Here is an 18,896-nt window from a genome sequence, read left to right on the forward strand (position 1 = left end):
ACGCCCGGATGGCACACGCAATCTCCAACCGCGTTCCCACAGCGCGCTCCTGTGCCGCTCCGGGTTCACCGGACGACACCGTGCGGCTCGACGCGACCCGCGATCCGGCCCGCTCCTGCAATGCCGTGCTGTGCTACGCCCTCGGCCCGGCGGTGTCCGGCGTGCCGGAGCGCATCCCACCCGGGCGCGGCGGCGAGGTCCGGCTCACCGACGCCCCCCGCGGGCCGGCGTCGGACGGCACGGTCCACGGGGCCGCCTTCGACGGCCCTCGCCACGACACCGGCGACAAGGCGCACCACTTGCGCACGGTCGTCCGGCCGGCCTGCGACCGCCCCGGTCCCCCGATCCGGGACCGCAGTTCCTGTCCTGGCCACGGGAGTTCGTGACGAGCGCCAAGAGAGCGAGCCGGATCCGAACCGCCGGCGCGGGCCGCCGTGGGCCGCGCGCGCCGGGGTCCGGTTCCGCTCAGCCGTTGGGACGCAGGGTCCACAGGACCGTCATCTCGCCGGTCACGGCCCCGTCCTCGCGGCGGATCTCGACCGACACCGGGAACTCGGGCCGCTGCCCCGCGTCCAGTTCGGCCACGACCTCCGCGGCCGGGCGGCCCAGGGTGGCGGTGGCGGTCACGCGGCCCATCGCGAGCTTCCGGTAGGCGATCTCGGCGCGCACGGCCAGCGGCACGGCGCGGGAGAGCTGGTCCCCGAACGCGGCCAGCACGATGGCGCCGCTGGCGGACTCCCCCAGCGTGAACATCGCGCCGGCGTGCGGGCCGCCCACGTGGTTGTGGTACTCGCCCTGGTCGGGCAGGGCGACCACGGCCTTGTCCCGGGCGGTCTCGAGGAACTCGAGGTTCAGGGTCCGGGCCATCGGCACGGTGGCGGCGAGCATCTCGCCGACGGACATCTGGTCTGCGCTCATGGCGGCATGTTACTCACGGGTAGCCGATACTGAACAGACGCGGCGGACCAGATGTGACGGCACCGCCCCGGCGCGGCCCCGCGTTTCTGGTACGTCCCTGACAAGGCCCGGTGACCGAATCGTGTCCCCGGCGCCACTAGGGTTACTGCCCATGTGGCCAGGACAGCAGCCGCCCGGGGGCGAGCAGAACCCGCAGAACAACCCCTACCAGCAGCCGGGGTACCAGCAGCCGAATCCGTACCAGCAGCCCGGCTACCAGCAGCCCGGCCCCTACGCGCAGCAGCAGCCGCAGTGGGGCGCCCCCACGCCCCCCGTGGGCACACCGCAGGCGCCCCAGGGCCCGGGCGGCGGTGGCGGCAACCGGACCAAGCTCATCGCGGTCATCGCGGCCACTGCGGTCGTGGTCGCCGCCGGCGTGACCGGTTTCCTGGTCCTCGGGGGGAAGAAGGACGACAAGGCGGGCGAGGACGGCAAGCCGAGCCCGGCCGTGTCCGCGTCGGCGAAACCGTCCGACTCCGCGTCCGCGACGGACGAGGACCCGCGCGGGACGCAGACGGAGAAGCCGACCATCGCAGGCTGGAAGGTCGTGGTGAACCCGAAGCGCGGCGTCGCCTTCGACGTGCCCGCGGACTGGGAGGTCCAGTCGCCGGGACTGTCCACCGGCTTCGAGGACGACAAGACGGGCAAGCCCGTGGCCATCATGTCGGGAGTCGCCGAGTACAAGTCCAAGTGGTGCACGTCCGACGACGACAAGGACGGGCGGACGGAGGACACGTCCCTGGCCCAGGTGGGCACGAAGGGCGCCGACGGGGCGAAGAACACCGACGAGGTGGCCGTCAACACCGTGGGCTGGTGGATCTACGGCGGGTACACACAGCCCGACAAGAAGAGCCTGAGTTACGACCACAAGGCCAAGCCATACAAGACCGCCTCCGGCATCGAGGGCAGCATCGCCTGGGCCAGGTCCACGAACACGCCGCAGAAGGGCAAGTGCGCGAGCGACGGCAAGGCGCTCAGCTTCGGCTTCAAGAACTCCGCCGGCGACTTCGTCTCCTGGAATTTCTTCGGCGCGAAGGGCGTGAAGGGCGAGGTCCCCGAGGCGACTGTCATGAAGATCCTCAGCACCGTCCGCCTGCACGGCACCCCCACGGCCGACTGAGACCGTACCGGCCGGCCTCAGCCGATGCCGAACGCCCCCTCGGGAGGCCGCGGGGACGGCACCGCGTCCTCGTCGCGCACCGGAGCGGCGGTCCCGGTGAACCGCCGTAGCCCCGCCCCGTGTTCCACGCGGGCGGGGAAGGCGTCGGACGCGGTCAGGCGTGCCAGCGTGGCCGTGTCGACGGGGTCGTGCGAGGCGACGAGGACCGCGTTGCCGAAGCGGCGCCCCCGCAGCACCGCCGGTTCCGCGATCAGCGCGAGTTCCTCGAAGAGTGCGGCGAAGGTCGCCAGTTGGGAGCGCAGGAAGGCGAACGGCGCGGCGTCGGCGAGGTTGGCGAGGTAGACGCCGCCGGGTCGCAGCACGCGCCGGGCCTCGCGGGCGTAGGCGAGGGACGTGAGGTGGGCGGGCACGCGCGAGCCGCCGAAGACGTCGGCGATGAGCACGTCGGCCGAGCCGGCGGGGGCGGCTTCCAGCCAGGAGCGCGCGTCGGCGGTGTGCAGCGCGATGCCCGCGTCCTTGGGCAGCGGCAGATGCGTGACCACCAGGTCCAGCAGGCCGCGGTCGGCCTCGACGACGTGCTGCCGGGAACCGGGCCGGGTGGCGGCCACGTAGCGGGGCAGGGTGAGCGCGCCGCCGCCGAGGTGCAGCACGTCCAGCGGGTTGCCCGGTTCGGCGACGGTGTCCAGCACGTGCCCGAGCCGGCGGGCGTACTCGAACTCCAGGTGGGTGGGCTCGTCCAGGTCGACGTACGACTGCGGCGCTCCGTCCACCGTCAGCAGCCAGGCCCGGGCGCGGTCGACGTCGGGCATCAGCTTGGCGGTCCCGTGATCGACGGCTCGGGTCACGGGTATCGGCTCGGTCACGGGTCCATTGTGCCGGGCAGGCCCACGCCGGGGTGACCGCGGGACCGGCCACGACCGGCCCCGCCGGGGTGACCGCGGGACCGGCCGCGACCGGCCCCGCCGACGTGACGGCGCGACCGGCCACGACCGGTCGCACCGTCCCTTCACCCCCGGCGCCCGCGCGCCCGGCTCGCGCGCCCGCGTGTCCCGGCGGCCTCGTGCGCTCTCACTCCACCGCGGTCACGGTCCCCGCGCCGACCGTCCGTCCGCCCTCGCGGACGGCGAAGCCCAGCCCGGTCTCCAGCGGCACCTCGCGCCCCAGCTCCACGGTCATGGTGACCGTGTCGCCGGGCCGCGCGACCGCCGTCTGCCCGAGGTCGACGTCGCCGACGACGTCCGCGGTGCGGATGTAGAACTGCGGCCGGTAACCGGTGGACACCGGCGTCGTACGACCGCCCTCCCGCGCCGAGAGGACGTACACCCGCGCGGTGAAGCGCCGGCGGGGCCGCACGCTGCCCGGCGCGGCGACGACGTGGCCGCGCCGGACCGCGTCGCGCGGGACGCCGCGCAGCAGCAGCGCCACGTTGTCCCCGGCCTGCGCCTCCTCCATGGGCTTGCCGAAGGTCTCCAGGCCGGTGACCACGGTCTCCACGTCCGCGCCGAGCACCTCCACGCGGTCGCCGACCCGGACGGTGCCGCGCTCGACCGCGCCCGTGACGACGGTCCCGCGCCCGGTGATGGTGAGCACGTTCTCCACCGGCAGCAGGAAGGGCGCGTCCAGGTACCGCTCGGGCATGGGCACATAGGTGTCCACCGCGTCGAGCAGCGCCTCGACCGACGCCGTCCAGCGCGGGTCGCCCTCCAGCGCCCTCAGTCCGGAGACCCGTACGACGGGCACGGAGTCGCCCGGGTAGCCCTGGCGGGTGAGCAGGTCGCGGACCTCGAGCTCGACGAGGTCGATGAGCTCCTCGTCGCCCGCGTCGGCCTTGTTGAGCGCGACCACGATGTGGTCGACGCCCACCTGCCGGGCGAGCAGCACGTGTTCGGCGGTCTGCGGCATGATCCCGTCGAGCGCGGAGACGACGAGGATCGCCCCGTCCAGCTGCGCGGCCCCGGTGACCATGTTCTTGACGTAGTCGGCGTGGCCCGGCATGTCCACGTGCGCGTAGTGCCGGGTGTCGGTCTCGTACTCGACGTGCGCGATGTTGATGGTGATGCCGCGCGCGGCCTCCTCGGGGGCCCGGTCGATGCGGTCGAAGGGCACGAAGGTGCCGGTGCCGCGCTCGGCGAGGACCTTGGTGATGGCGGCGGTCAGGGTGGTCTTGCCGTGGTCGACATGGCCCATCGTGCCGATGTTCAGATGCGGTTTGGTGCGTACGTACGCCGTCTTGGGCATGGCTGTACCTCGAAGCCTCGTGAAGTGTGCGCCGGACCCCGGGAAGTCACCGACCCTCCCCCTGCGGGGTCCGCCGGACGATCCGGGGAGGGTCAGCTTCGGGCGCCGTCGACTGCGGCCAGGAGGATCACGACGGCAGCCTTCGGCGCATCCGCGACGGCGGATGCTGCGAGGAGGAAGGCGTGCCGGAACATGACGCCGATCATCGCCGACGCCCCACCGGCCGTCCAACGGTTTTCCGGCAGGCGGGGCGGGTGGTGAGGGGCGGTCAGCGGGTCAGGGACCGATGTTCTTCAGCGCCTCGCGCACCGACAGGGGCGCGAGGCGTCCCCGCTCGCGCGCGACGAAGTCGCCTACCGCGTCGGGGTCCGTCCTGGCGTACTCGCGCAGGCACCAGCCGATGGCCTTGCGGACGAAGAAGTCGGGGTGCCCCGACTGGCGCACGCAGTAGGCGAACAGGCGCCCGGTGTCGGTGCGTTCCTTGTAGCGGAGCTGGTGCAGCAGGGCCGCGCGGGCGATCCACGGGTCGTCGTCGGCGATCCAGGCGTCCATCTCGGCGGTGAGCGCGGGATCGGCCGCGACCAGGGGACCGACGACGTGCGCGGCGAGCAGGTCCACGGTGTCCCACCAGGAGGTGGTGGAGATCAGGTGGCGGGTCACGGGGAGGAGGCCGGAGGAGCAGCGGCCCACGTGCCGGCGCAGGTAGTCGACGGCGAAGTAGTGGTACTCGCGCTCGGGCAGCTCCCAGCAGCGCAGGGCGACGGCCGTGCAGTCGGCCTCGCCGGGGCGGGGCAGCCCGGCGACGACCGTGCGGGACAGGGCGCGGCGCACGGGGGTGGTCAGCCCGAGGAAGGGGGCCACGTCCTTCATGTACGCCCGCATGGCAGCGGCCCGCTCGGGGTCGGCCGCGCCGGCGTAGGCGGTGGTGAGCCGCTCCAGCACGGTGTCGGCGAGACCGCCGGCCGGCGCTTCGGGGACAGCCGCACCTGTGACGCTCATGAGACGAACCATACGGCGATCACACATACCCGTCGGTTAGTGTCACCGAATGCTCGATGCCACCACCCGCTCTGGGGGCACCGCCACGGCCTCTCCCCGGGCCGCAGCCGCCGAGTTCGCCGTCGCCCGCCCCGGGTCCCCTGCGTCCGCCGCGCCGGCGGGCGTTCTCACCCGCTGCTCACGCGTGCTGCTCTCCCCCTGGTCCCGGCTGTCCCTGCTCCTCGTGCTGCTCGCCGGGGCCGGCTCGTCGGTGCTGCTGTTCCAGCCGCAGAGACTGCTGGCGCAGGGCTGGCCGCCCCAGCTCGGCGGCGCGGCCGCGGCCGCGGTGTTCGCGGTGGCGTACGGCCTGTGCACGGTGGCGTTCGTGCCGCGTCCGCTGCTGAACCTCGCCGCGGGCGCCCTGTTCGGCTCGCAGTTGGGGCTCGCGTCCGCGCTCGCCGGTACGGTGCTCGGCGCCGGGGTCTCCTTCGGCCTGGGCCGGGTGCTGGGCCAGGACGCGCTGCGGCCGCTGCTGCGCGGGCGGCTGCTGAGGGCGGCGGACGGGCAGCTGAGCCGGCACGGGTTCCGTTCGATGCTGCTGACCCGGCTCTTCCCCGGGGTGCCGTTCTGGGCCGCGAACTACTGCGCGGCGGTCTCCCGGATGGGCTGGCCGGCCTTCCTGACCGCGACGGCGCTCGGTTCCGTCCCGAACACCGCCGCCTACGTGGTCGCCGGCGCCCGCGCCTCCGCGCCGACCTCGCCGGCCTTCCTGATCGCCATGGCCGTCATCGCCGTGCCGGCCCTGGCGGCCGCGGCGGTGGCCTGGCGCAAACGCCACCACCTGCGCCCGCGTTGACCCTCCGCCAGGGTCCGTCCCCGGCGGACCTCGTGTGCCGGACCTCGTGTGCCGGACCTCTTGTCATACGGCTTCCGTCACACCGCTTCCAGGATCATCGCGTTGGCGAGGCCGCCCGCCTCGCACATCGTCTGGAGGCCGTAGCGGGCGCCGCGTTCGCGCATCGCGTGCACGAGGGTGGTCGTCAGCCGGGTGCCGCTCGCGCCGAGGGGGTGCCCGAGGGCGATCGCACCGCCGTGCACGTTGACCTTGGCGAGGTCGGCGCCCGTCTCCTGCTGCCAGGCCAGCACCACACTGGAGAACGCCTCGTTGACCTCGAACAGGTCGATGTCACCGAGGGCGAGACCGGCCCTGCGCAGCACCTTCTCGGTGGCCGGGATCACGCCGGTGAGCATCAGCAGCGGGTCGGAGCCGGTGACGGCGAAGCTGTGCAGCCGGGCCAGCGGACGCAGGCCGAGACGCGCGGCGGTCTCCCCGGAGGTGATCAGCACGGCGGAGGCGCCGTCGTTGACCGGACTCGCGTTGCCCGCCGTCACGTTCCACTCGATCTGCGGGAAGCGCTCGGCGAACACCGGGTCGTGGTAGGCGGGCTTGAGACCACCGAGGATCTCGGTGGTGCTGCCGGGCCGTACGCACTCGTCGCGGGTGACGCCCTCCAGGGGCGCGACCTCGGCGTCGAACAGGCCGCCCGCCCAGGCCCCGGCCGCCTTGTGGTGCGAGGAGACGGCGAAGGCGTCCATCCGCTCGCGCCCCAGCGACCACTTGGCGGCGATGAGTTCGGCACTGATGCCCTGCGGGACCAGGCCCTCGGGGAAGCGCGCGGCGACGCCCGGCCCGAAGGGGTCCGCCCCCTCGGGCACGTTGGACCACATCGGCACCCGGCTCATGGACTCCACACCGCAGGCGACGACGACGTCGTACGCCCCCGCCATCACACCCTGGGCCGCGAAGTGCACGGCCTGCTGCGAGGAGCCGCACTGGCGGTCCACGGTCGTCGCCGGGACCGTCTCGGGGAAGCCCGCCGACAGCACGGCGTAGCGGGTGGTGTTCATGGCCTGCTCGCCGACCTGGTCGACGGTGCCTCCGATCACGTCGTCGACGAGCGCGGGGTCGACGCCGGAGCGTTCGACGAGCGAGCGCAGGGTGTGGGCGAGGAGTTCGACGGGGTGCACGTGGGCCAGGGCGCCGTTCGGCTTGCCCTTGCCCATCGGGGTGCGTACGGCTTCGACGATGACTGCGTCGCGCATGGTGCGGGCCTCCTTGGCCGCTGGGCGGACGACCGGACCCGCCCAGGCGATTACCGGTCAGTAGGAAATCTGGACCCACCATAGCCGGGTGAGTTGGAAAAACAAACCCACTCGGCGGAGTGCTCGTAGACTGGCGTCATGGCCGCCTCGAAGGACCCGCGTCCCTGTTCCATCGCCGACGCCCTCGCGCTCGTCGGCGAGAAGTACTCCCTGCTCGTCCTGCGGGAGGTGTGCCTGGGCAACGGCCGCTTCGACCAGCTGGTGCGCAACACCGGCGCCCCGCGCGACGTCCTGGCCGCCCGGCTGCGGCGACTCGTCGACGCCGGGATCCTCACCAAGCGCGCCTACAGCGAACGCCCGCAGCGCTTCGAGTACCGGCCCACGCGGGCCGGCCTCGAGCTCGAGCCGGTGCTGATGACCCTCATGGCCTGGGGCGACCGCCATCTGCGCCGGGAGGGTGAGCGCCCCATGGTGATCGAGCACAGCTGCGGCGAGGCACTCGTCCCGGTCGTCACCTGCGCCGCCTGCGACCGCCCGGTCCGCCACGAGGACCTGACGGCCCATCCGCAGGCGCCGGGCTGGACGGTGACGGGACCGGCGGCGGCCTGAGGGCTCCGGCCGGTCCCCGGGGCGGCGTGAGGACTCCGGCCGGTCCCCGGCGCAGGCGCCGCCCGTGCGCCGGGCGTGTTCGCGTCGCCGTAGCCGTCCGGTAGCGCAGTGTCAGTGCTTGCCCCTAGGCTTGGGCCATGTCCCCCGATTCCGTGGCCCTTGGTTCCGTGCGCTCCGCCTCCGAGCTGAACGACCGGATCCGTGCCCTGTGGATGCGCGCGGGCGGCTCCCTGACCGCACAGGAGCGCGCGGAGTACGAGTTACTGGTGGTCGAGTGGGCCGCCGCCATCAGGGGCGAGGTCATCGAAGCCGCCTGAGCCCGCGCGGCCGGTCCGCCCACCGCCACCGCCGCCGCGTGAGCGGGCAGCCGGCGCTCAGCGCCCGCCCGACACCCGCAGCACCGCTCCCGTCGTGTACGACGCCTCCGGCGACATCAGCCACGCCACGGCTGCGGCGATCTCCTCGGCCGTGCCCGGGCGGCGCAGCGGGATCGTCTCGGCGGCGCGCCGCACCCGGTCCGGGTCGCCCATCTCCGCGTGCATGTCGGTGTCGATCATGCCGGGAGCGACCGCGTTGACGCGGATGCCGTCCGGGCCCAGTTCCTTGGCCAGCCCCAGGGTGAGGGTGTCGACGGCCGCCTTCGTCGCGGCGTAGTGCACGAAGTCTCCCGGGCTGCCCAGTGTGGCGGCCGCGGACGACACGTTGACGATCACACCGTTGCGCCGGGGCACCATGAGCTGGGCCGCGCGGCGCGAACACAGCAGCGTGCCAAGGAGGTTGACCTCCACGACCCGCCGCAGGTCGGCGGCGTCCGTGTCGGCGAGGCGCCCCAGCGGTCCGCTCACCCCGGCGTTGTTCACCAGGCCCGTGACCGGTCCGAGCCGCTCCTCGGCCGTGGCGAACAGCCGCTCCACGTCGGCCTCCACGGACGTGTCCAGCCGTACGGTGACGCCGCGCGCGCCGGCTTCCAGCACCTCGTCGGCCACCGCCTCGGCGGCCGCGGTGTCGTTGACGTAGCCCACGACCACGTCGTGCCCGTCGTGCGCGAGCCGCCGGCAGATCGCGGCGCCGATGCCCCGGCCGCCGCCGGTGACGACGGTGACGAGACGCTTCATGACGACCTCCGTTCCACCGACCGACCGTCCACCCGTGTGATCATCCTAGGCCCGCGGCGGTTCCCCGCACCTCGTCGGCGAGGCCCGGTGCGGGCCGGTCGGGCCGGGGAAGCGGGGCCCCCGCGACCCGCATCACCCGTCCGGCCCAGCGCACGCCTCTTGGCTCCGCACGCCGACTCGTCGACACTGTGCCGATGACACAGCGGACCGAGCTCGCGACCGTGCTGGACCGGCTGGCCCTGGACGACCTGATCACCGCGTACGCCGTGGCGGTGGACGACGGCGACTGGGCGGCGTACCGGGGGCTGTTCACGCCCGACGGGCGAGCCGACTACCGCTCGGCGGGCGGCATCGAGGGCGACGCCGGGCACGTCGCGGGATGGCTGGCCGGGACGATGCGGCTGTTCCCCGTGCGGCAGCATCTGATCGTCAACCGGCGGCTGACGTTCGGGGAGCTGCGGCAGGACACCGGCGACACCGCCCGGATGCGGGCCGACTACGTCAACCCCATGCGGCTGGCCCGCGAGGACGACGGCGGTGACGGGGCGGCCGCGCCCGACTTCGTGTGCGGCGGCCGCTACGCCTTCGCGCTGTCCCGCACGGACGAGGGCTGGCGCCTGCGCGAGGTGACCGTGACCGAGAAGTGGCGCTCCCTCCCCCGGGAGACCGCCCGGCCGGCGCCGCGTTGAGGCCGGAAGGCCCTCTGGGCATGATCCCCGGCGGCGCGCAGACTGGAGTGAGCCGCGGGTAGCCGGAGCCATCCACGGGTAGGAGGGCGGCCTATGAACACGTTCGGTCGGTGGCTCGCCTCTCCATGGCGCCGCTCGGTGCTCGCCGCGCTCGCCGGCGCCCTGCCGATGCTCGCCTTCCCCGCGCCCTCCCTGTGGTGGTTCGCCTACGTGGCGCTCGTGCCGTGGCTGCTGCTGGCCCGCTCCGCCCCGTCCGGGCGGCGGGCCGCGTACGACGGCTGGTACGGCGGACTGGGTTTCATGCTGGCCGTGCACCACTGGCTGCTGCCGAGCCTGCACGTGTTCACGGTCGTCATCGCCGCGCTGCTCGGCCTGCTGTGGGCGCCGTGGGGATGGCTGGTGCGGCGGTTCCTGGGCGAAGTGCCCTCGGCGGGCCGGGGCGTGGTCGCGCTCGTCGTGCTGCCCTCGGGCTGGCTGGCGGTGGAGCTGGTCCGCTCCTGGCAGGGGCTGGGCGGCCCCTGGGGCATGCTGGGCGCCAGCCAGTGGCAGGTGGCGCCGGCCCTGCGGCTGGCCTCGGTCGGCGGGGTGTGGCTGCTGAGCTTCCTGGTGGTGGCCGTCAACGTGGCGGTCGCCCTGCTGGTCGCGGTGCGCGGCTGCCGGATACCCGCGGTGGCCGGCCTGCTCGCGACGGCCGTGGCGACGTCCGCGGCCTGGGTCTGGGCGCCGCGTCCCGCCGTGGACGGACACGTCCGCATCGCCGTCGTGCAGCCGGGGATCGTCGCCGGGGCGGACAGCGGGCAGCGCCGCTTCGACCTCGAGGAGCGGCTGACCCGCCGCCTGGTGGGACAGCGCCTGGACTTGGTGGTCTGGGGCGAGTCCAGCGTGGGCTTCGACCTGAAGGACCGGCCGGACCTGGCGCGGAGGGTCGCGGCCCTCTCGCGTGCCCTGGGCGCCGACGTCCTGGTCAACGTGGACGCGCGCCGGTCCGACCGGCCCGGCATCTACAAGAGTTCGGTGCTCATCGGCCCCGGTGGCCCGACCGGCGACCGCTACGACAAGATGCGGCTGGTTCCCTTCGGCGAGTACATCCCGGCGCGCTCCCTGCTCGGCTGGGCGACCTCGGTGGGCAAGGCCGCGGGCGAGGACCGGCGGCGGGGCACGGAGCAGGTGGTGATGAACGTCGGGCACGGGCTGCGGATCGGCCCGATGGTCTGCTTCGAGACGGCGTTCCCGGACATGAGCCGGCACCTCGCGCAGGACGGCGCGGGCGTGCTGCTCGCCCAGTCCTCGACGTCGACCTTCCAGCAGAGCTGGGCCCCCGAGCAGCACGCCTCGCTGGCCGCGCTGCGCGCCGCCGAGACCGGGCGGCCCATGGTGCACGCCACGCTGACCGGCGTATCCGCCGTGTACGGGCCGGCCGGGCAGCGCATCGGCTCGTGGCTCGGCACGGACGCGAGCACCGCGCGGGTGTACGAGGTGCCGACCTCGCACGGCCTCACGCCGTACGTCCGCTTCGGCGACTGGCCGGCGAACGGCGCGCTGCTGGTCCTCGCGGTCCTGTGCGCGGTGGAGGGCGTGCGGGCGGTCAGGCTGCGCGGGCGTGCTCCAGAACCGAGCGCACCACCCGCTCGCACAGTTCATGGGTCTCCAGCGCGTCACGGGCACTGAGGACCTTCCCGGCGCGCACGGCGTCGAGGAAGGCCAGCACGGCCTGTTCGATGCCGCGCTGCCGGGCGACCGGCACCCAGTCGCCGCGCCGGCGCACGGTCGGCTGGCCCTTGTGGTCGATGGTCTCGGCGAGGTTGACGACCTGGCGCTTGGTGTCCTGCCCGGAGACCTCGAGGATCTCCTCGGCCGAGCCGCTGAGCCGGTTCATCACGCCGAGCGCGGTGAACCCGTCCCCGGCGAGCTGGAGCACGACGTGGTGCAGCAGCCCGTCCCGCACACGCGCGCGCACGGTGACGTCGTCGACCGGGCCGGGCACCAGGAACCGCAGTGTGTCCACGACGTGGATGAAGTCGTCGAGGATCATCGTGCGGGGTTCCTCGGGCAGCCCGGCGCGGTTCTTCTGCATGAGGATCAGCTCGCGCGGGTGGTCGGCGCACTGCACGTACCCGGGCGCGTGACGCCGGTTGAAGCCGACCATCAGCGTGACCCCGCGCTCCTCGGCGAGTTCCACCAGGCGGGCGGAGTCGGCGAGCCGGTAGGCGAGCGGCTTGTCCACGTACGTGGGCACGCCGGCCTCCAGCAGCCGGGTGACGATCTCCGGGTGGGCGGCGGTGGGTGCGTGCACGAAGGCGGCGTCGAGGTCCTGGGCGAGGAGTCCGTCCAGGGTGGTGTGGCGCCGGTCCTGCGGCAGGTGCAGGCTGTCGGCGACGCGTTCCAGGGTGGCGGGCGTGCGGGTCTGCAGATGCAGGTCGACGCCGGGCTGTGTGCCGAGCACCGGCAGGTACGCCTTCTGCGCGATGTCGCCCAGTCCGATGCAGCCGACCTTCACGTGCACTCCCTCACCGCTGTTCCGTGTCCCCCGCCCGCACGGCAGCATACGGCGGCTGCGGGGGCCGCCAGTCGGCGATGTCGTCGAAGCCGCGCAGGAGGAGCGCGGGGGCGGTCCTGGACAGCGCGGCGACGGCGAGATCCCGCACGGTGACGGCGGCCCGGTTGCCCGGCATGGCGACGCGCGCCGAGCGCACGGCCCGGCGGGCGATCGCGGTGGTGCGGGGCAGGCGGGCGGCGGTGTAGGCGGGCAGGTCGCCGGCGTGGTGGGCGAGGACGACGGCGTCCTCGACGGCCTGGTTGCCGCCCTGGCCCAGGGTGGGCGGCATGGCGTGGGCGGCGTCACCGAGGAGCGCGACCCGGCCGCGGTGGAGGGCGGGCAGCGGGCGGGCGAGGTGGTGGACGTCGTGGCGCAGCACGTCCTCGGGGCCGGTGGCGGCGAGGACGGCGGGGATCGGGTCGTGCCAGTGGCCGAAGCGGCGCAGGAGTTCGGCGTGTTCGTCGTCGGCCGCGTGTCCGCCGGCGGGCGTGAGGGCGGCGGCGTAGGCGTAGACCCGGCCTTCCTTGAGCGGGTGCGTGCCCCACAGGCGGTCCGCGCCCCACGTCTCGTGCGAGGCGAACCGCGTGCCGGGGACGGGGACGACCATCCGCCAGGTGGTGAATCCGGCGTAGACGGCGCCGGGGTGACCGGGGAACAGCGCCGTGCGTACGGCGGAGTGGATGCCGTCCGCCGCGACCACCAGGCCGGACTCCCACTCGCCGTCGTCCGTTCTCACGCGGGCCGGACGGTGGGCGTCGCCGGGGTCGGCGAGCGCGGCGGCCGCGCCGGTGCGGACGGTGCCGGGCGGGAGGAGCGCGGCCAGGCGGTCGATCAGGGTGGCGCGGTGCAGCAGGACGAGGGGCCCGCCGAAGCGTTCGGCGGCCGCGGCGGCACTGGTCCGGGTGAGCCAGCGGCCGCCGGGGGTGCGCAGTCCGCCGTCGCCCTGCCACGCGGCGAGGTCGCGGATCTCGTCGCCGATGCCGAGGACGTCCAGGGCCCTCAGGGCGTTCGGGGAGAGCGAGATGGCGGCGCCGACCGGTTCCAGGGAGGGGGCCCGCTCCAGCACGGTGACCTCGCGGCCGGATTGGTGCAGGGCCGCGGCGGCGGTGAGGCCTCCGATGCCGCCGCCGACGACGACGGCGCGTGACTGACGGGCCATGACTCCTCCTGGACTCCGACTTCGAGACTACACCTGTAGTGAGGTGCGCGCCCGACCATACTACGGCTGTAGTGCCAGACCCACCGGGACCTGGCCGTCCGGGTAGGTTGACCTCCATGCCCGCACCTCAGCCGAGCGCCTCGCGCGCCGAACTCGTGGCCGACACCGCGCTCACCCTGCTCGCCGAGCGCGGGATGCGGGGCCTGACGCACCGGGCGGTGGACGAGGCGGCGGGGCTCCCGCAGGGCTCGACGTCGAACGTGGTGCGCACCCGGCAGGCCCTGCTGGAGCTGGCCGTACGGCGCCTGGCGGACCGGGAGGCGCGGGTGCTGGCGCTGCACGAGATGCCCGACCCGCGCACCGGCGGCCCGGAATCACTGGTGGACGCGCTGGCCCTCGCCACGCACCGCGCGCTGACCCGCAACCGTGAACTCACCCTGGCGCGCTACGAGTTGGCTCTGGAGGCGACCCGGCGGCCGGAGCTGCGGGCCCACTTCGACGCGGCGGGCGCCCGCTTCCGTGAGCAACTCTCCGTGCTGGTCTCGGCGTTGGGCTCCACCGACCCCGACCGGCACGTGCTGTCCCTGGTGGCGTGGGCGGACGGGCTGATGTACTCCTGCGTGGCGGGCACGTACCACGCGCAGGTTCCCGACCTCGACCAAGTGCGGTCCGGGCTGGGCGAGTTGCTGTCGGGGATGCTGGGCGACGGAAAAGGCGTGGCGTGACGCCTCGGGGGTGGGACAGGATCGGGGAATGACGACCGAACGCAGAGAACCCGCGCAGAACGCCGACGAACGCACCATGCTGGAGGGCTGGCTCGACTACCACCGGCAGACGCTGGCCTGGAAGTGCGAGGGCCTGACCGACGAGCAGCTCCGGGCCACGGCCGCGGAGCCGTCCGAGCTGTCCCTGCTGGGGCTCGTACGGCACATGGCCGAGGTGGAGCGCAACTGGTTCCGCAAGGTCCTGGTCGGCGACGACCCCGGGCACATCTACGACAGCGAGCACGACGAGGACAGCGACTTCCACACCACCGAGGCGGACACCTGGGCCGAGGCCTACGCCACCTGGCAGGCCGAGATCGCCGTCGCGCGCCGCAACGCCGCGGACTTCGGCCTCGACGACCTGTCCAAGGGCAGGAGCAGGTTCTCCGAGGCTCCGTTCAACCTGCGGTGGATCTACACCCACATGATCGAGGAGTACGCCCGCCACAACGGCCACGCCGACCTGCTGCGGGAGCGGATCGACGGCGCGACCGGCGACTGAGGCGGCCGCCGGGGCGGGCGTCACCCGGGGACGGCGCGGGCACTCCCTACGGGCAACAAGATCACCCGTGCGGAGCATTGCGCGCCCTCACGCGGGTACGGCGCCCCGGCGGAACCAGCAGAGTTGCCCGGGTGCATCGAACGACGACCACCGCAACGCTCCTGATCACCGTGGCCGTCGCGGCCCTCACCGGCTGTGTCACGGTCCACCGCCCGCCCGCCCCGGCCCCGGCGGCACCCGCCCGCCCCCCGGGCCCGCGCCCGGACGGCAGTGTCGCGCCGCACGTCGTCCAGGCCCCCGCCCGCGAGGCCCTGGAACTGAGCGGCCCCTCCCGCACCCCGAGGCCCACCACGCGGTCCGCGCCGCCGCCCTCCTCGGCCGCACCCGAGGATCCCCGCCGCGTACCGCACCCTCTGCCGGGGCACCACCGCCGCCTCCCGGCCCCGCACGCCGAGGTCCCCGGCCCCGCCCGCACCATGCCGGGCAACCCCGACATCTGCGCCCTGGGCAGAACATACGGCGGCTGGCAGCCCAACAGCCCGGAGTCCGATATCTGCGACAAGGCGTACGGCCACTGACCCGCGCGAACCCCGGCAGCCACGGCACGGCCGGCGCGCCGGGCGCGCACCATCCGCCGCCCGGCCGCCCAGGACCGCGGTGAACGGGGCCTCCGGGCGACGCGAGCGGGAACGCACCGCCCGCACGCCACGCGCGTGGACCGGTGTCGGCGCTCCCGTGCCCCGCCCGGCACGTCATCGCGAGAGCCGCCGCCGGCCCCAACGCACGCCACGCACGTGTGCCGGCGCCGGTGAACGCGCGCGTTCGGCGGGCGACGGCCACGCGCGCTCCCCCAGCGGCCCACCCCGCCGGCCGCGCGGCGCCTCACCCGGCAGCGCGGCGCCTCACCCGGCAGCCCGGCCGAGCTGTCGGCCCCGGCCGGGCCCCCGCGGCCCGCGGCCGACGACAGGGCGCCGCCGGCCGCGGGCCGATCACGAGCGCTGGCGTGGCGGGCCGCCCCGCGGGTCGCCCGGGTCGCTCTCCCGCAGGCGGGTCTCCAGACGGTGGATCGCCGCGCGGACGCCCTCGCCGTAGGTGTCGCTGTCGAGGGCGGCGGCCGCGGTGCGGGCGCGTCCCAGGTGGGCGCGCGCCGCTTCCCGCTGACCGAGTTTCGCGTAGTCGGCGGCGAGGTTCAGGTGGAGCGACGGGTAAAGGGCCCGGGCCGCCGGCGCGTCCTCGTCGCCGACGGGCCGGCCCGCGGTGAGTTCCTCGGCGGCCGACAGCGCCCGCAGGTCCCAGGCCAGTTCGTCCGCGGGGTCGTCCTGGGTGTCGGCCATGTAGTGGGCGAGCGTGCAGCGGTGCAGCGGATCGCCGTCCTCGCCGATCTCGGCCCACAGGTCGAGCAGGCGCCCCCGGGCCTCCTCCCGGTCCCCGGCGTGATGCAGCATCACGCTCTGCCCGATCCGTGTCATCACGGCGTCCGACGCCGCCTGCTCCTGCCGCTCCACCAGCGCACCTCCAGAGCCCTGTGCCCGCCGGTCCCGGCCGGCGCCTTCGACGCTAACCGCAGCGGGCGGCGATCACCGGCAGGCGGGTCCTCAGCCGAGGTCGGGAATCCGCCAGTCGATCGGCTCGTGGCCCTGCCGGGCCACGGCCTCGTTGATCTGGGTGAACGGGCGGGAGCCGAAGAACTTCTTCGCCGACAGCGGGGAGGGGTGCGCGCCCTTGACCACCACGTGACGGCTCTCGTCGATCAGGGGCAGCTTCTTCTGGGCGTAGTTGCCCCACAGCACGAAGACCGCCGGGTCCGGGCGGCCGGCCACGGCACGGATCACCGCGTCGGTGAACCTCTCCCAGCCGCGCCCCTTGTGGGAGTTGGCCTCGCCGCCGCGGACGGTCAGCACCGCGTTCAGCAGCAGCACGCCCTGCTCGGCCCACGGCATCAGATAGCCGTTGTCCGGGACGGGCGTGCCCAGCTCCGCGTGCATCTCCTTGTAGATGTTGCGCAGCGACGGCGGGATCCGCACCCCGGGGCGGACCGAGAAGCACAGGCCGTGGCCCTGGCCCTCGCCGTGGTAGGGGTCCTGGCCCAGGATGAGGACCTTGACCTTGTCGTACGGCGTGGCATCCAGCGCCGCGAAGACCTCCTCGCGCGGCGGGTACACCGGGCCGTTCGCCCGCTCGCTCTCGACGAACTCCGTCAGCTCCTTGAAGTAGGGCTGCTGAAGCTCGTCACCCAGAACCCCGCGCCAGGACTCGGGCAGCATGGCGATGTCGGTCACGTCAACGTCCTCACGATGTGCGGTCACTTCCAGGCCCAGAACCTACAGGCGACCACTGACAACGCGTCCCCGCGGCCGTGAACGCACCGCCTACCAGCTGGTCTTGCGGTACAGCTCCCACATCATCATGATCGACGAGGGGTCCAGCGACTGCTCCGCGCCGGAGATGTCGTCACGCGATGCCAGGTACTGCTTGCTCTGCCACAGCGGCACCAGCCGCGCGTCGTCGGCCAGTATCCGCTGCGCCTGCCCGAACTCCTTCACCACGTTGGCGCGGTCGCTCTCGCGCCGGGACTGGGGCAGCAGCTTGTCCGTGATCTCGGGCGCCGGGTAGGGCGTGCCCAGGGCGTTCTGCTTGCCGACGAAGGGCGCGACGAAGTTGTCGGGGTCGGGGAAGTCGGGGGACCAGCCGCGCCCGAACACCGGGTACTCGCCCTTCTCGTAGCCCTCGACGTAGGTGTTCCAGGGGCGGCCGTGCAGCGTGATGGTGAACAGGCCGGAGGCCTCCAGCTGCCGCTTGATCTCCTGGAACTCCTTGGCCGTCGCCGAGCCGTAGCGGTCGGTGGTGTACCACAGGGCGAGCGGCACCTTCTGGGTGATGCCGGCGTCGGTGAGGAACCTGCGGGCCTTGGCGGCGCTGGGGTCGCCGAAGTCGTCGAAGTAGGCGGTGTTGTGCCCGGTCAGTCCGGCCGGGACCATGGAGTACAGCGGTTCGACGGTGTCCTTGTAGACGTCGTGGGCGATCGCGCTGCGGTTGATGAGCTGGGCGACGGCCTTGCGCACGGCGAGCTTGCCGGCCCAGGGATCCTTCGGGTTGAAGACGAGGTACTCGATCTCGTTGCTCGCGCCCTCGGTGACGTCCATGTCCTTGGAGTCGTTGCGCTGGAAGGAGATGACGTCGTCGGCGGCGAGGCCGCGGAAGGTGAGGTCCAGCTTCTTGTCCCGCAGGTCGGCGGCGAGCGCCTGCGAGTCCTGGAAGTACCGGATGGTCACCGCATCGTTTCTGCGGTCGGCGAAGCCCTTGTAGCGCTTGTTCGCCACCAGCACGGCCTGCTTGCCGGGCTGGTAGTTCTGCAGGTCGTACGGCCCGGACCCGGCGATGGTGTCGCCCTTGCGCACGGCCTTGTCGGAGTACTCCTCGGGGTCCACGATCGACATGCCGGGTGTGGCGAGGACGAACGGGAAGGTGGCGTCCGGCTTGTTGAGGTGGAAGACGACCTGCCGGTCGCCCACCGCCTGGACGCTGTCGAGGCTGTCGAGCAGTCCGGCCGGGCCGCCGTTGACGTCGATCTTCCTGATCCGGTCGATCGAGTACTTGACCGCCCGCGCGTCCAGCTTGTGCCCGTTGGAGAAGGTCAGGCCCGCGCGCAGCTCGCAGCTGTAGACGGTGTTCGAGCTGTCCGTGAAGCGGCAGCTCTTGGCCGCGTCGGGCTGCGGAGCCGTGGCACCCACGGGGTAGTTGAGCAGCGTCTGGTAAATGTTGCGGAAAAGTTCCCAGGACTGGTCCCAGGAGGCCGCCGGATCCAGTGTGCTCGGGGCGCTGGTCGTGCCCACGATGATCGGCCCCTTGTCCGCCGAGTTGCCGTCGGAAAGGACGCTGCACCCGGCGACCAGGGATATGGACGCCACGGCCACCACTGGCCGCAGGCACCGTTTCCGGTTGAACACGCGCACGCTCCTCGATCCGCCGTACCAAGGGTCGGCAGACCATACCGCAGCACTCCGCCAGGTGAACCCGCTCCGAACAGGGTCTTGATCAGCGCGTGATTGACTACGTTGTCATCGGCTCCCGGCAAGGGATCCGGGTCGACGCGGGGGCCGTTTCCGTCAAGAGCGCGCGGGAAATC

21 protein-coding genes are annotated in these 18,896 nt (G+C 73.5%); 10 read left to right on the forward strand and 11 right to left on the reverse strand.

Annotated elements, in window-relative coordinates; genetic code table 11:
• Positions 1-8: 8 nt before the first annotated feature.
• Complete coding sequence (locus IE217_RS07625; RefSeq protein ID WP_190176948.1) at positions 9-386, forward strand: glycosyltransferase family protein; 378 nt, start codon at positions 9-11, stop codon at positions 384-386.
• A gap of 79 nt (positions 387-465) precedes the next feature.
• Here IE217_RS07625 and IE217_RS07630 read toward each other — a convergent pair whose 3' ends face one another.
• Positions 466-903 (reverse strand): DUF4442 domain-containing protein, encoded by a 438-nt coding sequence (locus tag IE217_RS07630; RefSeq protein WP_190177033.1) that lies wholly within the window; start codon positions 901-903, stop codon positions 466-468.
• A 166-nt stretch (positions 904-1,069) separates the two neighbouring features.
• Here IE217_RS07630 and IE217_RS07635 point away from each other — a divergent pair, with 166 nt between their 5' ends.
• Positions 1,070-2,077 carry a DUF8017 domain-containing protein gene (locus tag IE217_RS07635; protein ID WP_190176949.1) on the forward strand — a complete coding sequence of 336 codons (1,008 nt, stop codon included), beginning with the start codon at positions 1,070-1,072 and terminating at the stop codon, positions 2,075-2,077.
• A gap of 17 nt (positions 2,078-2,094) precedes the next feature.
• Here IE217_RS07635 and IE217_RS07640 read toward each other — a convergent pair whose 3' ends face one another.
• From IE217_RS07640 to IE217_RS07650, 3 genes are all read right to left on the reverse strand, one after another.
• Positions 2,095-2,940 (reverse strand): spermidine synthase, encoded by an 846-nt coding sequence (locus IE217_RS07640; protein ID WP_190176950.1) that lies wholly within the window; start codon positions 2,938-2,940, stop codon positions 2,095-2,097.
• Positions 2,941-3,145: 205 nt separating this feature from the next.
• The gene (gene tuf, locus IE217_RS07645; protein WP_190176951.1) at positions 3,146-4,315 is read right to left on the reverse strand and encodes an elongation factor Tu; all 1,170 of its coding nucleotides are present in this window, start codon (positions 4,313-4,315) and stop codon (positions 3,146-3,148) included.
• A gap of 276 nt (positions 4,316-4,591) precedes the next feature.
• Entirely contained in the window at positions 4,592-5,314 is a 723-nt protein-coding gene (locus IE217_RS07650; RefSeq protein WP_190176952.1) for a DNA alkylation repair protein, read from the reverse strand.
• 49 nt (positions 5,315-5,363) lie between these two features.
• On the opposite strand from IE217_RS07650, the gene IE217_RS07655 reads away from it, so the two are divergent.
• Entirely contained in the window at positions 5,364-6,149 is a 786-nt protein-coding gene (locus IE217_RS07655) for a TVP38/TMEM64 family protein (RefSeq protein ID WP_190176953.1), read from the forward strand.
• A gap of 77 nt (positions 6,150-6,226) precedes the next feature.
• Here the strand turns inward: IE217_RS07655 and IE217_RS07660 are convergent, their stop codons facing one another.
• The gene (locus IE217_RS07660; protein WP_190176954.1) at positions 6,227-7,396 is read right to left on the reverse strand and encodes a thiolase family protein; all 1,170 of its coding nucleotides are present in this window, start codon (positions 7,394-7,396) and stop codon (positions 6,227-6,229) included.
• 138 nt (positions 7,397-7,534) lie between these two features.
• Between IE217_RS07660 and IE217_RS07665 the strand changes: the two genes are divergently transcribed.
• The gene (locus tag IE217_RS07665; protein ID WP_190176955.1) at positions 7,535-8,005 is read left to right on the forward strand and encodes a winged helix-turn-helix transcriptional regulator; all 471 of its coding nucleotides are present in this window, start codon (positions 7,535-7,537) and stop codon (positions 8,003-8,005) included.
• A 137-nt stretch (positions 8,006-8,142) separates the two neighbouring features.
• On the forward strand, positions 8,143-8,322 hold the full coding sequence (locus IE217_RS07670) for a hypothetical protein (RefSeq protein ID WP_190176956.1): 180 nt from the start codon (positions 8,143-8,145) through the stop codon (positions 8,320-8,322).
• A gap of 57 nt (positions 8,323-8,379) precedes the next feature.
• Here the strand turns inward: IE217_RS07670 and IE217_RS07675 are convergent, their stop codons facing one another.
• On the reverse strand, positions 8,380-9,120 hold the full coding sequence (locus tag IE217_RS07675) for an SDR family NAD(P)-dependent oxidoreductase (RefSeq protein WP_190176957.1): 741 nt from the start codon (positions 9,118-9,120) through the stop codon (positions 8,380-8,382).
• A 194-nt stretch (positions 9,121-9,314) separates the two neighbouring features.
• Here IE217_RS07675 and IE217_RS07680 point away from each other — a divergent pair, with 194 nt between their 5' ends.
• The gene (locus IE217_RS07680; RefSeq protein ID WP_190176958.1) at positions 9,315-9,809 is read left to right on the forward strand and encodes a nuclear transport factor 2 family protein; all 495 of its coding nucleotides are present in this window, start codon (positions 9,315-9,317) and stop codon (positions 9,807-9,809) included.
• A gap of 93 nt (positions 9,810-9,902) precedes the next feature.
• Positions 9,903-11,477, forward strand: coding sequence for an apolipoprotein N-acyltransferase (gene lnt, locus IE217_RS07685; RefSeq protein ID WP_190176959.1), 1,575 nt, complete (start codon positions 9,903-9,905; stop codon positions 11,475-11,477).
• Here lnt and IE217_RS07690 read toward each other — a convergent pair.
• Together IE217_RS07690 and IE217_RS07695 are read right to left on the reverse strand one after the other, a co-directional pair.
• Entirely contained in the window at positions 11,395-12,306 is a 912-nt protein-coding gene (locus tag IE217_RS07690) for a Gfo/Idh/MocA family protein (protein ID WP_190176960.1), read from the reverse strand. The two genes, lnt and IE217_RS07690, sit on opposite strands and share 83 nt — an antisense overlap.
• A 10-nt stretch (positions 12,307-12,316) precedes the next feature.
• A complete protein-coding gene (locus tag IE217_RS07695; protein WP_190176961.1) occupies positions 12,317-13,504 on the reverse strand; it encodes an FAD-dependent monooxygenase in 1,188 nt (395 codons plus the stop codon).
• 116 nt (positions 13,505-13,620) lie between these two features.
• Here IE217_RS07695 and IE217_RS07700 point away from each other — a divergent pair, with 116 nt between their 5' ends.
• From IE217_RS07700 to IE217_RS07710, 3 genes are all read left to right on the forward strand, one after another.
• Positions 13,621-14,229 (forward strand): TetR/AcrR family transcriptional regulator, encoded by a 609-nt coding sequence (locus IE217_RS07700; RefSeq protein ID WP_190176962.1) that lies wholly within the window; start codon positions 13,621-13,623, stop codon positions 14,227-14,229.
• Positions 14,230-14,257: 28 nt separating this feature from the next.
• A complete protein-coding gene (locus IE217_RS07705) occupies positions 14,258-14,770 on the forward strand; it encodes a DinB family protein (RefSeq protein WP_190176963.1) in 513 nt (170 codons plus the stop codon).
• A 131-nt stretch (positions 14,771-14,901) separates the two neighbouring features.
• The gene (locus IE217_RS07710; RefSeq protein ID WP_190176964.1) at positions 14,902-15,348 is read left to right on the forward strand and encodes a hypothetical protein; all 447 of its coding nucleotides are present in this window, start codon (positions 14,902-14,904) and stop codon (positions 15,346-15,348) included.
• 411 nt (positions 15,349-15,759) lie between these two features.
• Here IE217_RS07710 and IE217_RS07715 read toward each other — a convergent pair whose 3' ends face one another.
• The 3 genes from IE217_RS07715 to IE217_RS07725 all read right to left on the reverse strand — a co-directional run bounded on the left by IE217_RS07715 (position 15,760) and on the right by IE217_RS07725 (position 18,717).
• Positions 15,760-16,278 (reverse strand): hypothetical protein, encoded by a 519-nt coding sequence (locus IE217_RS07715; protein ID WP_190177034.1) that lies wholly within the window; start codon positions 16,276-16,278, stop codon positions 15,760-15,762.
• A gap of 87 nt (positions 16,279-16,365) precedes the next feature.
• Positions 16,366-17,049, reverse strand: coding sequence for a uracil-DNA glycosylase (gene ung, locus IE217_RS07720; protein ID WP_190176965.1), 684 nt, complete (start codon positions 17,047-17,049; stop codon positions 16,366-16,368).
• Positions 17,050-17,139: 90 nt separating this feature from the next.
• The gene (locus IE217_RS07725) at positions 17,140-18,717 is read right to left on the reverse strand and encodes an ABC transporter substrate-binding protein (RefSeq protein ID WP_190176966.1); all 1,578 of its coding nucleotides are present in this window, start codon (positions 18,715-18,717) and stop codon (positions 17,140-17,142) included.
• Positions 18,718-18,896: the final 179 nt, after the last annotated feature.

Origin of the sequence: Streptomyces naganishii JCM 4654 (genome assembly GCF_014650575.1) — a bacterium.
Classification (GTDB): Bacteria; Actinomycetota; Actinomycetes; order Streptomycetales; family Streptomycetaceae; genus Streptomyces; species Streptomyces naganishii.

Excerpts from the sequence above, each read along its gene's own strand:
- IE217_RS07625 (WP_190176948.1), top strand. The coding sequence starts at position 9 with ATGGCACACGCAATCTCCAACCGCGTTCCCACAGCGCGCTCCTGTGCC.
- IE217_RS07630 (WP_190177033.1), bottom strand. The coding sequence starts at position 903 with ATGTCCGTCGGCGAGATGCTCGCCGCCACCGTGCCGATGGCCCGGACC.
- IE217_RS07635 (WP_190176949.1), top strand. The coding sequence starts at position 1,070 with ATGTGGCCAGGACAGCAGCCGCCCGGGGGCGAGCAGAACCCGCAGAAC.
- tuf (WP_190176951.1), bottom strand. The coding sequence starts at position 4,315 with ATGCCCAAGACGGCGTACGTACGCACCAAACCGCATCTGAACATCGGC.
- IE217_RS07650 (WP_190176952.1), bottom strand. The coding sequence starts at position 5,314 with ATGAGCGTCACAGGTGCGGCTGTCCCCGAAGCGCCGGCCGGCGGTCTC.
- IE217_RS07655 (WP_190176953.1), top strand. The coding sequence starts at position 5,364 with ATGCTCGATGCCACCACCCGCTCTGGGGGCACCGCCACGGCCTCTCCC.
- IE217_RS07660 (WP_190176954.1), bottom strand. The coding sequence starts at position 7,396 with ATGCGCGACGCAGTCATCGTCGAAGCCGTACGCACCCCGATGGGCAAG.
- IE217_RS07665 (WP_190176955.1), top strand. The coding sequence starts at position 7,535 with ATGGCCGCCTCGAAGGACCCGCGTCCCTGTTCCATCGCCGACGCCCTC.
- IE217_RS07670 (WP_190176956.1), top strand. The coding sequence starts at position 8,143 with ATGTCCCCCGATTCCGTGGCCCTTGGTTCCGTGCGCTCCGCCTCCGAG.
- IE217_RS07675 (WP_190176957.1), bottom strand. The coding sequence starts at position 9,120 with ATGAAGCGTCTCGTCACCGTCGTCACCGGCGGCGGCCGGGGCATCGGC.
- IE217_RS07680 (WP_190176958.1), top strand. The coding sequence starts at position 9,315 with ATGACACAGCGGACCGAGCTCGCGACCGTGCTGGACCGGCTGGCCCTG.
- lnt (WP_190176959.1), top strand. The coding sequence starts at position 9,903 with ATGAACACGTTCGGTCGGTGGCTCGCCTCTCCATGGCGCCGCTCGGTG.
- IE217_RS07695 (WP_190176961.1), bottom strand. The coding sequence starts at position 13,504 with ATGGCCCGTCAGTCACGCGCCGTCGTCGTCGGCGGCGGCATCGGAGGC.
- IE217_RS07700 (WP_190176962.1), top strand. The coding sequence starts at position 13,621 with ATGCCCGCACCTCAGCCGAGCGCCTCGCGCGCCGAACTCGTGGCCGAC.
- IE217_RS07705 (WP_190176963.1), top strand. The coding sequence starts at position 14,258 with ATGACGACCGAACGCAGAGAACCCGCGCAGAACGCCGACGAACGCACC.